We start from the raw sequence: 12,769 nt of genomic DNA, 5'->3' as shown, positions 1-12,769 counted from the left end.
CTGTATCATGATTGAGTCGATCACAGACACATACACCTTAAACAACGGTACCTCCATTCCGGGCGTTGGCTTCGGAACCTGGCAAACACCCGACGGCGATACTGCCATCTCGGCCGTCAAAGCCGCTCTCGATGCCGGTTATCGACACATTGACACGGCGGCAGTCTATGGCAACGAAACCAGCATCGGAACCGCCCTGGCCGAGTCGGGCGTCGACAGGACGGAACTATTCATCACCAGTAAGCTATGGAATACGGAGCGCGGCTACGATAAAACCATGAAGGCGTTTGAGAAAACGCTGGCTGACCTGCAACTCGACTACCTCGACCTATACCTGATTCACTGGCCCGCCAATGCGCGCCGGTATTCAGATTGGCAGGCCATCAACGCCGATACCTGGCGGGCGTTTGAGCAGCTGCACCAAGACGGACGGATCAAGGCCATCGGCACCAGTAACTTCCTGCCCCACCACCTGGACGCGCTGATGGACAAAGCCGATGTAATACCAGCCATCAACCAGATCGAATACCACCCGGGGCAGACACAGGCCGAAACGGTCGACTTCTGCCGGCAGCACAACATCCTGATCGAAGCCTGGGGACCGCTGGGTACCGGCAAAATGCTCGGTAACGAAACGCTGGCCGAACTAGCCAGTCATTATAACAAGTCGGTAGCCCAGTTGTGTATCCGCTGGTGCCTGCAGAACGGAACCCTGCCCCTGCCCAAATCGGTGACGCCCGAGCGAATCAAAGCCAATACAGACGTTTTTGATTTTACCATCAGCGAGGCCGACATGCTGGCCATCAACAAGCTGCCCTACATTGGCGGATCAGGCCTGAACCCCGACTGGTTACTTTATATCAGGATTATTCCTTTTGGATGGCTTCCAGAAACAGCTCACGCGGAGCGTTGAAGTGGGCCAGCAGCTCCGGCGACAGGTAGAACGCGGTGGGGTCATCGTCGATCATTCGCGTCACCTGCGAGCGATGGGCCGCAATGGCTTCGTCGCGCTGGGCCATGACCGAGCCGATTGGAACCTGCCAAACCCGCATTTCTTCAGGACCGGGCATATCGCGCTCGTCGCCCAGCTCCCAGAGCCAGATCAGGTATTCGAGCACCCGCGGCTGGTAGGGCAAGTCCGCCAAGACCGCGTTTAGTATCTGCCACGACGCCCGATGGTCGGGGTGAGGATCACGGCGCCAGGGCACAAACACCGTAGTAGGTTTACTCCTGATCAGCAACTGCCGCATCTGCGCAACCGCATCCGGGAAGCTGGCTTGGGCTGGTGTGGGTACCTGCCGGTCTTTCAGCCGCATGAACAGGGCGTTGCTGGCCGGGACATCCAGCCGGTCGACAGCCTGGAGGGCTTCGGCTTCCCGAACCTGGCGCAGTCGGTCGGCGGGGTAGCTGGGCGAGTTGGGGTGCGACATGGTGCCATCACTCACGAATAGTACATGTACCTCATATCCCTGCTGCCGTAGTAAGGCAATGGTCCCTCCGCAGCCTAGCGACTCATCGTCCGGGTGAGGAGCAATGATCAGCGCGTTGCCAATCTGGTGCAGGTCAGCCGGATCGATGGGGTGAGCCCGCTCGTCCAGCACGTGTTTTTTATCTATGCCAGAGATCATGAGCGGGGGTGGTATTATGCAGCACGTACCGGCCAATGTCGACCAGGGTGGCGTCGGGGGCGGGTTGGCGCAGGTAGAAGGTCAGGTCGCGGTGAATCCGTTCAAAGGGCAGCGGTCGCATTAGTCCCCTGGCTCCCACCGAGCGTTCCGCCAGCGGCATTACGCGCAGGCATATTTCTTCGATAGCAGTCCGGGTCATGTTCGCATAGGCGACCAGTCGTCCGGCTTCCTGTTCTTGTGCCAGCCAGTCGTCGGCTTTGGCACCAGCCGCGTTGATCCACTGATTGCCCGATTCGATCAGATAGGCCATCTCAGCGAGCCGGGCCTGCTGAAACGGATCGTCGGTTCGGTTCATCGACGACAGGAAAGAGCGAGTTGCTTCATACAGCGCTTCGGCCCCGCCCAGTTGTACCGCTGCAAACCGGATTGCTCCCCCGCTGAAGTGCGGCTGCCGGAAGTAATCGCCGGGCTGGCCCAGCAGGTCGGCCTCGTCCAGCACTACCCCCGTAAAGTCGAGTTTATAGCTTACCGACGCCCGCATGCCCAGGGGTTGCCAGAACTGATCGTCCTGCGGAATGGCTTTCACTTGTTCGGTTGGAACGATGCACATCTGCCAGCCTGAGCGGCCCTGCCCTACCAGCTCACCGGTTACCAGTGGTCGCTGAATCCAGCCCGAGCCCGAGCCGAATGTTTTAGCGCCTTCGAGCTCATATCGCCCTCCACCCAGCGCGTGGATACGGACGCCGTCGCCCGCCTGGGTGTTCCAGACACTGAAGAGCCGGTTGGCCTGTTCTACGTCGGCATACCATCTCTGTTTCTGCTCCGTACTGGCATACTGGGCTATCAGTTGCAAGGCGTTGATATGTCCTTCATAAACCCGCCCCACGGCCAGATTACCGGCGCCGATACGTTTCAGCAACTGGAGCAACCAGGCCGTGTTGGCCTGTTGGGGGTCGAGGGGATGGCCGGGCAGGGTAACGGCCAGCAAACCGGCTTCGGCCAGCCACGCAAAAACAGCCTCTGGAAAGGCATCGTCACGATCGGTCTGAGCAGCCTGATCGGCTATGTTCTGGATAAGCTGGTGCAGCTGTCCGGCATCGGGCATGGTCGGCGCCGTCGGTCTGGGGCTGTCGGTCTGAACTACTGTCATAGCCAGACAAGGCCCGGTTCGAGCCAAATGTTTAGTCCACTTTCCCTTTCAAACCACTATCTTATCGAGAGGTCCGTCGGGATGGATCGCCGATCTTCGTCCATAATATGCGGGAAACCTGCTGGGGACGCCCGTTTTTTTCGTACCTTTGCGGGAAATTTGTCCAGCATCAATGGCTTCGTTTAATCCGGTTAAGATTTTTTCGGGCAGTCAATCCACCTATCTGGCTGAGAAAATTGCACATTATTACGGCAAAGATCTTGGCGGCTATACCTGCCGGCGATTCAGTGATGGCGAGATGTCGCCCAGCTTTGAAGAATCGGTTCGGGGATGCGACGTGTTCCTGATCCAGTCGACGCCCCCTCCGGGCGATAACCTGATGGAACTGCTGCTGATGGTCGATGCCGCCCGGCGCGCATCGGCGCACTATGTCACGGTGGTCATTCCTTATTTTGGCTATGCCCGTCAGGACCGCAAGGACCGGCCCCGCGTTGCCATTGCGGCCAAACTGATGGCTAACATGCTGGCCGCATCGGGAGCCGATCGCCTGATGACCATTGACCTGCACGCCGGACAGATTCAGGGTTTCTTCGACTTCCCGGTCGACCATCTGGAAGGAACGTCGGTGTTTGTGCCTTATATCAAGAGTCTTAACCTCGACAATCTGGTCATTGCCTCGCCGGACGTGGGTGGCGCCAACCGCGCCCGTACGTTCGCCAAGCATTTCAACGCCGACATTGTGCTGTGCGACAAACACCGCAAACGGGCCAACGAAATCGCGTCGATGCAGGTCATCGGCGATGTAGAGGGCGCCAACGTCGTACTGGTCGATGATTTGATCGATACGGGCGGTACCATGGCCAAAGCGGCTCAGATTATCCTGGAGAAAGGCGCACAGTCGGTGCGGGCGGTTTGTACTCACCCCGTCATGTCGGGCAAAGCCCACGAAAACATAGCCGGCTCGGTACTCGATGAACTGGTTGTTGCTGATACGTTACCGCTGCGACAGCCGAACAGTAAAATTAAGGTGCTATCCGTGGCTGAGCTATTCGCCAAAGCCATCGGCCGCATCCGTGATCACGAATCTATTAGTTCTTTGTTTATTAGATATTAAGTGATGGAGTGACTACGAGATGGCGCTTTTTGCCCGTCGCGGAAGCACTCAGGCACTTATTCACCCAGTTAAATTTTATCAGTATGAAACAAATCGAGATTGTAGGGTATCAACGAGCGAATCTCGGCCGTGCGGAATCACAAGCGATTCGGGCCGAGGGCAACGTTCCGTGCGTATTGTATGGCGGAGAGAGCCAGGTACATTTCTATGCACCGGCTATTCTGTTCCGCCAGTTGCTCTATACGCCCAATGTATTTGAGGTGCTGCTGAACATCGAAGGTACCGAGTACCGGGCGGTTCTGCAGGAGGCTCAATTCCACCCGGTAAGTGATGTGCTGCTGCACGTTGACTTCCTGGAAGTGGTACCGGGCAAACCCGTTAAACTGGCCGTACCCGTTCGTCTGGTCGGTACAGCACCGGGTGTGCAGAAAGGTGGTAAGCTGGTAACCCGCGTTCGGAAACTGCGCGTGAAAGGCACCATCGAGAATATTCCTGAGTTTATCGACGTGGACGTAACCGGCCTCGATCTGGGTAAATCAGTTCGTGTGGGTCAGATTCCGGTTTCGAACATCGAAATGCTCGAACAGGCGTCGAACCCCGTTGCCAGCATCGAAATCCCACGCGCACTGCGGGGTACGGTTGGCAAATAAGCCGATTGGCAAGTCGTTCAGTAAAACTAATAGATTAGCGGAAGCCCACTCACCCGAGTGGGCTTTTTGCGTATTTTGCCCGCTCATCAACTTCCATTCATTACATATGAAGACCATTCTAGTGGTAGGCCTGGGCAAAGTTGGCTCGCTGGTCGGTACGCTGCTCAACAAGCGGTTTACCGTAACGGGTCTCGATCGGCAGGCACCCGCCGAAGCTGTCCCTTTTCCGGTAGTAACGGGCGACGTTACCGACGAGGGCACCTTAGCCGATACCGTCAGCGGTTTCGATGCCGTGGTGTCCTGCCTGCCGTATAACCTCAACCTCCCGATTGCCCGTGCCGCCTACGAGGCCGGTATTCATTATTTCGACCTTACCGAAGACGTGCCCACCACGACTGCGATTCGGGAGATGGCTAAAACGGCACGGGGCGTTATGGCGCCCCAATGCGGTCTGGCTCCGGGCCTGATCGGCATCGTTGGTGCCGAACTGGCTGGTCGCTTCGATACGCTTCGCGATATTGAATTGCGCGTGGGTGCGCTGCCCCGCTATCCGAACGGCCTGCTGGGGTACTCGTTTACCTGGTCGCCGGCCGGCGTCATCAACGAATACCTGAACGACTGCGAGGTCATTGCCAACGGACAGGTGAAGATGGTACCGGCCCTCGATGGCATCGAGCAGATCAACATTGAAGGGCAGGAGTTCGAAGCTTTCAGCACCTCGGGCGGACTGGGTACCATGTGCGAAACCTACGCCGGTCGGGTCGACACGCTCAACTACAAAACCATCCGCTACCCGGGCCATTGCCGGCTGATGCGGTTTTTGCTGTATGAACTGATCCTGAAAGATCAGCGCGCCCTGGTCGAGAAAGTGCTTACCGAAGCCAAGCCACCCGTACAGGACGATGTGGTGTACGTATATGCCGTAGTCGAAGGCTGGAAAAACGGGCAGCTCGCCCGCGAAGAGTTTTACCGCGCCTACCATCCCCGTCTGATCGACGGTCATTCGTGGCGGGCCATTTCCTGGACCACAGCCGGTTCGGTAGCGGCCGTCGTTGAACTGGTAGCGGATGGGCTGCTTCCCCAGACAGGGTTTATCAGGCAGGAAGATATTCCCTTCGCCGATTTTCTCGAAACCCGTAATGGTCAATTCTTCCGGCAGGAAACAAGCGTGCCGGCTTAACTCATCTACCCGTTGCCGTGCTTTCACGGCAACGGGTAGGTTTTGACGCCAACGGCAGCGGGGCTCCAATCATTCAGGCCGGAACAGGCTGATAGCAGGGAAAATGGGCGTCGAGGAGGTCTGTACGCGCTTTGGTTGTCAGATTGATGACGTCGAACCGGCGGGTAGCGCTGAACGAGCCCATGTCCGTATCGCTATTGATCAGAATGGCTCCCATCAAAATCACATACTGACAGTTGTAACTGGTTTTGGCCACCAGCTCCCCGATTCGGTCGTCGATGGCCTCGTAAATGACTTCGGTAGCTTCGTACAGCGGAACCGGCGCCGTGATGATTCGCTGTTTGTGGTTCAGCAGAATCTGCTCAATGGTGTTCATCTGATAGTCAATATCCCGCACCTCGCCAGCTACAATTGCATCGTTCAGGAGCCGGTTCAGCGCGCCTTTGGCGGCTCCGCAGCAGCTCGATACCTTGGCCTGCCCAAACCGATGAATCTGGCCAACCGTGCCGTCTTTGGAGATCCCGATATGCGGACCGTAGTAGACAAAAACGGCCCCGTTATCCGGAACGTGGCTCGCAAAAGCCCCCATACCGGTCAGGCCGGTAAACGGAAAGCCATCTAGCCCGCCCATTTTAAACGGCCCCAGAAACTCATGCGTCCGGGCCGGATACTGGATGCTGTTGACGTCATCGCTGCATATACTGTCGGCCATCATTATCTGCGTGGGCTCCAGATCCAGTTCATCTTCCACAAAATCGATAAGCCGGTTAACGGTATCAATAGTGGTCATTGCATTCGGGTAATGCTGACGAATGATCGCTAATTTCTCTCGTTTCTTCATGACGGTTTCCGTTGTGTAAGCCGCTGGTTGCCAGACGCCCTTATCTCGCTAAAATAAACGAAAAATGGCCAGTCTCCTTACGACACTGGCCATTTGATCTGTATTATTTAGTAAGCGTACGTTCGTTATTTCTTCGTCACCCGGATGGAGATACGGCGGTTTTGAGCGCGGCCCTCTTCGGTGTCGTTGCTGGCAACCGGGTGCTCCTGCCCATACCCTTCCGACTCCAGCCGATCAGCGGCAATACCCAGCGCCGTCAGTTCTTTCTTTACCGACTGGGCGCGGTCGCCCGACAGCTTAAGGTTGGCGTCGGCGTTGCCCGTATTATCGGTATACCCGCCCAGCTTCACGCTGACGTTCGGATAGGCTTTCAGGATTTCGGCAATGTTCTTCAGCTGCTCCTGCGACTCAGGCTTCAGGGTAGCACTGCCCGTCTCGAACGTCAGCCGGTCAAAATCGAACCAGGTCGTTTTGTCGACGGGTTTGTCGGATTTAATGAAGTTCAGCAGACTGGCTTCGATCCCATCCACGTCGACTCCCGTCAGCAATACGCCACCATCGAGGGTGAGGTCGGTTGGGGTGAAGTTGGGGGTGGCCACGTTGGCGTTATCGGCCGAGGTCGACTTTTCCAGATCGACACCTTCCACACCGCCAACGGCTTCGATGCCTTCGCGGGCATGACCCGGCTGATCCGACGATTTGATGGCGATATAGGGCGCAATGACCAGGGATACGATCGACATCAGCTTGATGAGGATGTTCATCGATGGGCCCGATGTATCTTTGAACGGGTCACCCACGGTATCGCCCGTTACCGACGCCTTGTGCGGCTCCGATTTTTTGTAGAACATCTCGCCGTTGATCAGCACCCCTTTTTCGAACGACTTCTTGGCGTTATCCCAGGCTCCACCGGCGTTGTTCATGAAAATACCCATCAGCACCCCCGATACCGTTACGCCGGCCAGCAGACCGCCCAGCACCTCGGGGCCGAAGATGAAACCGACGATCACCGGCACCGTCAGCGCAATAGCCCCCGGCAGCACCATCTCCCGGATAGACGCCTGGGTCGAGATAGCCACGCATTTTTCGTATTCCGGCTTGCCGGTTCCTTCCATAATACCCGGAATTTCGCGGAACTGACGGCGCACCTCTTCAACCATCGACATGGCCGCCCGACCCACGGCCGCAATGGCCAGCGAGGAGAAAATATACGGAATCATACCGCCCACGAACAGGCCCGACAACACATCGGCCTTGTAAATATCGATGGCCGAAATACCCGATATGCCAACGAAAGCGGCAAACAGCGCCAGCGCCGTCAGCGCTGCGGAGGCAATGGCAAATCCTTTACCGGTAGCTGCGGTGGTGTTACCAACCGCATCCAGAATATCCGTACGACCCCGTACCTCTTCGGGCAGGTAACTCATTTCGGCGATACCACCGGCATTATCGGCAATGGGACCGAACGCATCGATGGCCAGCTGCATGGCGGTAGTCGCCATCATCCCGGCGGCCGAAATAGCCACCCCGTACAGACCTGCGAAATGATAGGACGTATAGATACCAGCCGCCAGTACCAGAATGGGCAATACCGTCGATTCCATACCGACCGACAGGCCCCCGATAATGTTGGTAGCCGCGCCCGTTGCCGACTGCCGGATAATGGACAGCACCGGCCGACGGCCCATGGCGGTGTAATACTCGGTGATGGTCGACATCAGCGCCCCCACGATCAGGCCCGTCAGAATGGCGTAGAACACGTCCATACGGGTGAACTCGACCCCCCGAATCTGCATCGTCGTGTCGGGGAGAATAGCGCCTACCAGAAAGTACGAAGCCACTACGGTCAGGATAATCGACCCCCAGTTGCCCAGGTTCAGCGCCCCCTGTACGTTGCCGTTATCGTCTTTCACCCGTACGAGGTAGCAGGCCAGAATCGAGAAGATCAGCCCCATACCCGCAATCAGAACCGGCAGTACGATGGGCGCATGACCCATAATCGGGTCGTTCGGAATAATAATTTCGCGGCCCAGCACCATGGTAGCCAGAATCGTAGCCACATAGGACCCGAACAGGTCAGCCCCCATACCGGCCACGTCACCCACGTTATCGCCTACGTTATCGGCAATGGTAGCGGGGTTGCGCGGGTCATCTTCGGGAATGCCGGCTTCTACTTTACCAACCAGGTCGGCCCCTACGTCTGCCGCTTTGGTATAAATTCCGCCAGCCACCCGGGCAAAGAGCGCAATAGACTCAGCGCCGAGCGAGAAACCCGCCAGTACTTCGAGCGCGCGCTCCATCGGGATGCCATTGACTGGCAATATGCCGTTGACCGACTCGGCCCCGGCTACGAAGAAATTATAAAGAATGATAAATAGCACACTAAGCCCTAAAACGGCCAGACCGGCTACCCCGATCCCCATGACTGACCCGCCCGTAAAGGATACGTCGAGGGCGCGCGTCAGGCTGGTGCGGGCGGCATGGGCCGTGCGGACGTTGGCTTTGGTGGCTATTTTCATGCCGATGTACCCGGCCAGCGCCGAAGTGAACGCCCCAAAGGCGAAGGCAATACCGATGCTCCAGTGTGAATTTTCGACCAGCGAGCCTGACCAGGATAAGAGGACGGCCACAATGAGGCCGAAGATGATCAGGACGCGCCACTCGGCTTTTAGAAAGGCAATAGCACCATCTGCAATATACCCTGAGATTTCCTGCATTCGAGCGTCACCGGCGTCCTGCCGGGAGACCCATACGAATTTGGCAAACATCACCGCCAGGCCCACCAGACCCAGAAAAGGGACGATGTAAAGACTATTATTCATGCGACTTTGTATAGAGTTTAGAAAAAATAGGACTGCGCGCAAAGATAAAGTTTGACTCTGCATTACCTAGCGAAACAGCGCCAATACTTGCCTTTTTCTGAGGAAAATTGCGTTTTTTCCAAGCGATGTGGGTTTGTCGCCCGAAGAGGCTGTATAAAGTGGGCCGCCAATAGTAATCTGTGTGCTAGCTGTTTATTTTTGCTTTTTCAGAAAACCTACCCCGCTGTGCGTCCTGTTGTCTACCTGATTACCCTATACGCAGCGTTTGCTGCCGCCATCACCTCCGCTCAGGTTCCTTACGGCCCTATAAAGCCAAGCCCGCCGGGCGAGATCCTATCGAACCTGAAAAAGCTGAATGTACTCGGCTCCGTCCTGTACGTAGCGGCCCACCCCGACGATGAAAACACGCTGTTTCTGGCGTACCTCTCCAAAGAGCGGCTGCTGCGCACGGGCTATCTGTCATTGACCCGTGGCGACGGCGGACAAAACCTGATCGGTGCCGAACAGGGCGAGAACATCGGTATCATCCGCACCCAGGAGTTGCTGGCCGCCCGGCGCATAGACGGCCCCGACCAGTTCTTCAGCCGGGCCTATGACTTCGGCTTTTCGAAGTCGACCGATGAGGCCGTGCGCACCTGGGGGCAGGACAAAGTGCTGGCCGACGTGGTCTGGATGATTCGTAAATACCAGCCCGATGTGATCATTACCCGTTTCCCGCCCGATGCCCGCGCGGGTCACGGCCATCATAGTGCCTCGGGTTTTCTGGCCGAAGAAGCGTTCAAGATATCCGGCAACCCCGCCCGCTTTCCGGAGCAGCTGGCCTTTGTCAAACCCTGGCAGGCAAAACGCATTCTCTGGAATGTGTTTATCCCGGGTCAGTTTCTGAGCAACCGAAAACCCGACGAAGCCGGTAACCTGATCGGACTGGAAACGGGGCTCTATAATCCGCTGCTGGGCAAATCGTATGGCGAGATAGCCGCCGAAAGCCGCAGTCAGCACAAAAGCCAGGGGTTTGGGGTGCCGGCCAGCCGCGGAGCCAAAGTAGACTACCTGCTGCTGAAAAACGGCGACCCGGTTCAGAACGACCCTTTCGAAGGAATCGACATGAGTTGGAAACGGCTGCCCGGTGGCGAGGCTATTCAGCCGCAGGTCGACCAGCTGATCAGCAGCTTTTCGGCCGATCAGCCGGCCCGGCTGGTTAGTGGCCTAGTACGCCTGTACGGCGCCATCAGCCGGCTGGACACGACTAACCTCTACGTTCGCACGAAGCGGGAGGAAGTGCAGACCCTGATTCAGCAATGCCTGGGCCTGTGGTTCGAAACCAACCCCGCCAGCTATGCCGCCACACCCGGCGAAACCATCAAGCTGACGACCACCGTAGTGGGCCGGTCCGACAGCCCGGTGCGGCTGGTAAAAGTTCAATATTCAACCGGCAAAGACAGCACGCTCAATGTGCTGCTCAAACCCAATGATCAAATAACCCTGCCCACCACCCTGACCATCCCGAAAACGCAGAAAATCTCGCAGCCCTACTGGCTCGAAAAACCCATCGAGAAGGGTGTTTTTCAGGTCGACAACCAGGCCCTGATCGGTTTGCCCGAAAACCCGGCGGCTTTGTCGGCCACCTACACCATCGAGATTGACGGCCAGCGGTTTGCCTACCGCCGTCCCGTCGTCTACAAATCGACCGATCCGGTTGAGGGAGAAGTTTACCGGCCGTTCATCATTCAGCCCGACGTAACGGCTAATCTCTCCGAGCGCGTCTTCACCTTTGCCGATACCAAAGCAAAAACGGCCGACGTTATCCTGAAAGCCGGACGAGCTAATGTGTCGGGTACCCTCCGGCTCAACGTGCCCGCTGGCTGGCGGGTAGAGCCGGCTTCGCTGCCATTCTCCCTGGCCAATACCGGCGATGAACAGCGGCTGACGTTTACCGTATCGCCGGCGGCAACGGCGCAGAACGGGCTGCTCCGGGCCACGATGACAACCGGCGACGGCAGCACCTTCACGACCGGGCTGCGGACCATTGCCTACAAACACATTCCGACGCAGACGCTCTTCCCGCCGGCCGAAGCCAAACTGGTGAAGCTGGATGTGAACGTACTGGCCAGAAACATCGGCTACATTGTCGGCGCGGGGGATGAGGTACCCGCGGCCCTGCAACAGATGGGGTGCCGGGTTACCCAGCTCGGCCCCGCCGAGCTCAGCCGCGACCTGTCGGGCTACGACGCTATCATAGCCGGAGTCCGGGCCTACAACACCAACGACTGGCTCGGTATCTACCAGAAAAAACTCATGGATTACGTCAGCAACGGCGGCACCATGATCGTACAGTACGTGACCCCGGGTGGGTTTGTCAACAATGGCGGCATCAAAGTAGCTCAGCTGGGCCCTTATCCGTTTACGATTGGCCGCGACCGGGTTACGGAAGAAGATGCGCCCATGACCTTCCTGAACCCGAAACACCCGCTCCTGAATACACCCAATAAAATTACCGACGCTGATTTTACGGGTTGGGTGCAGGAACGCGGCATCTACTTCGCTCAGGACTGGGACAAAGCGTACGAACCGATTTTCTCGGCCCATGACCAGAACGAAGCCGACAAGAAGGGTAGCCTGATTTACGCCCGATACGGCAAAGGCCATTACATGTATACGGGACTGGTTTTTTTCCGGGAGCTGCCCGCGGGTGTACCGGGCGCCTACCGGCTGTTTGCCAACCTGATCTCGGTCGGCAAATAGCCCGACTATCAACTGGCCTGACCAGAATTGTCAGGCCAGTTGCCGTAACCGCAGGTGCTGAAGCAGCATAATGGTTTTGCCGTCTCTGATCTCGCCTGTTCCGATCATGGCCATGGCCTGACTGAGTGGCAGCTCCAGAATATCGATCTCCTCTTCGTCGATCCCGCCACCGGCTTCCCGTTCGGTATCGGCCGTATATTCGGCGAGGTAAAAGAATAGCTTCTCGGTGACCGAGCCGGGACTCATATACGCTTCCATTACCTTCTCGACCGACTGTAGCCGATAGCCGGTTTCTTCTTCCGTTTCGCGCAGAATAGCCGTTTGCGGATCGTCGTTGTCCAGCAGGCCGGCGCAGGTTTCGATCAGCATACCGGCCAGTGGGCCACCGGTATCATTGCCGTTTACGTACGTGGGTAGCCGAAACTGGCGGGTCAGGATAACGGTGTCGGTTTCGGGATTGTGCAGCAGGATGGTCGCGCCGTTGCCACGATCATAGGCTTCGCGCTGCTGCGTAGTCCATTGTCCGTTTTTTCCCAGATAATCGAAGGTATATCGTCGTAATACATACCAGTTGTCAGACAGCAGTTTCTCGTCGGTTATGCGAATGCGTTCAGCTACCATTTGTTTGATTATGTTTAAAGT

General features: G+C 57.1%; 10 protein-coding genes. 5 read left to right on the top strand and 5 right to left on the bottom strand.

Features of this window, described 5'->3' with window-relative positions; all coding sequences use genetic code 11:
• The first annotated feature begins 7 nt into the window (after window positions 1-7).
• Window positions 8-913 (top strand): aldo/keto reductase, encoded by a 906-nt coding sequence (locus EQG79_RS08650; protein ID WP_129601188.1) that lies wholly within the window; start codon window positions 8-10, stop codon window positions 911-913.
• On the opposite strand, the gene EQG79_RS08645 is transcribed toward EQG79_RS08650, so the two are convergent.
• Window positions 867-1,628, bottom strand: coding sequence for a PIG-L deacetylase family protein (locus EQG79_RS08645; RefSeq protein ID WP_129601187.1), 762 nt, complete (start codon window positions 1,626-1,628; stop codon window positions 867-869). The two genes, EQG79_RS08650 and EQG79_RS08645, sit on opposite strands and share 47 nt — an antisense overlap.
• Window positions 1,609-2,778 carry an acyl-CoA dehydrogenase family protein gene (locus tag EQG79_RS08640; RefSeq protein WP_129601186.1) on the bottom strand — a complete coding sequence of 390 codons (1,170 nt, stop codon included), beginning with the start codon at window positions 2,776-2,778 and terminating at the stop codon, window positions 1,609-1,611. The genes EQG79_RS08645 and EQG79_RS08640 overlap by 20 nt, the downstream gene beginning before the upstream one ends.
• A gap of 172 nt (window positions 2,779-2,950) precedes the next feature.
• On the opposite strand from EQG79_RS08640, the gene EQG79_RS08635 reads away from it, so the two are divergent.
• From EQG79_RS08635 to EQG79_RS08625, 3 genes are all read left to right on the top strand, one after another.
• The gene (locus tag EQG79_RS08635) at window positions 2,951-3,892 is read left to right on the top strand and encodes a ribose-phosphate pyrophosphokinase (protein ID WP_077921915.1); all 942 of its coding nucleotides are present in this window, start codon (window positions 2,951-2,953) and stop codon (window positions 3,890-3,892) included.
• Window positions 3,893-3,975: 83 nt separating this feature from the next.
• Window positions 3,976-4,542, top strand: coding sequence for a 50S ribosomal protein L25/general stress protein Ctc (locus EQG79_RS08630; RefSeq protein ID WP_077921916.1), 567 nt, complete (start codon window positions 3,976-3,978; stop codon window positions 4,540-4,542).
• A gap of 106 nt (window positions 4,543-4,648) precedes the next feature.
• Window positions 4,649-5,722: a saccharopine dehydrogenase family protein gene (locus EQG79_RS08625; protein WP_129601185.1), complete on the top strand. Its 1,074-nt coding sequence runs from the start codon at window positions 4,649-4,651 to the stop codon at window positions 5,720-5,722.
• 73 nt (window positions 5,723-5,795) lie between these two features.
• Here the strand turns inward: EQG79_RS08625 and EQG79_RS08620 are convergent, their stop codons facing one another.
• Window positions 5,796-6,563 carry a hypothetical protein gene (locus EQG79_RS08620; RefSeq protein ID WP_129601184.1) on the bottom strand — a complete coding sequence of 256 codons (768 nt, stop codon included), beginning with the start codon at window positions 6,561-6,563 and terminating at the stop codon, window positions 5,796-5,798.
• Between the two features lie 125 nt (window positions 6,564-6,688).
• Window positions 6,689-9,385, bottom strand: coding sequence for a sodium-translocating pyrophosphatase (locus EQG79_RS08615; protein ID WP_077921919.1), 2,697 nt, complete (start codon window positions 9,383-9,385; stop codon window positions 6,689-6,691).
• Between the two features lie 225 nt (window positions 9,386-9,610).
• Here EQG79_RS08615 and EQG79_RS08610 point away from each other — a divergent pair, with 225 nt between their 5' ends.
• Window positions 9,611-12,127 carry a PIG-L family deacetylase gene (locus EQG79_RS08610; RefSeq protein ID WP_129601183.1) on the top strand — a complete coding sequence of 839 codons (2,517 nt, stop codon included), beginning with the start codon at window positions 9,611-9,613 and terminating at the stop codon, window positions 12,125-12,127.
• A 30-nt stretch (window positions 12,128-12,157) separates the two neighbouring features.
• Here EQG79_RS08610 and EQG79_RS08605 read toward each other — a convergent pair whose 3' ends face one another.
• Window positions 12,158-12,748: an NUDIX domain-containing protein gene (locus tag EQG79_RS08605; RefSeq protein WP_077921920.1), complete on the bottom strand. Its 591-nt coding sequence runs from the start codon at window positions 12,746-12,748 to the stop codon at window positions 12,158-12,160.
• Window positions 12,749-12,769 lie beyond the last annotated feature (21 nt).

It is taken from the genome of Spirosoma sordidisoli (assembly GCF_004138325.1).
In the GTDB taxonomy this organism is placed as follows: Bacteria; Bacteroidota; Bacteroidia; order Cytophagales; family Spirosomataceae; genus Spirosoma; species Spirosoma sordidisoli.
Note: the sequence above shows the minus strand (reverse complement) of the source record. Positions and strands in the feature narration are given on the sequence as shown.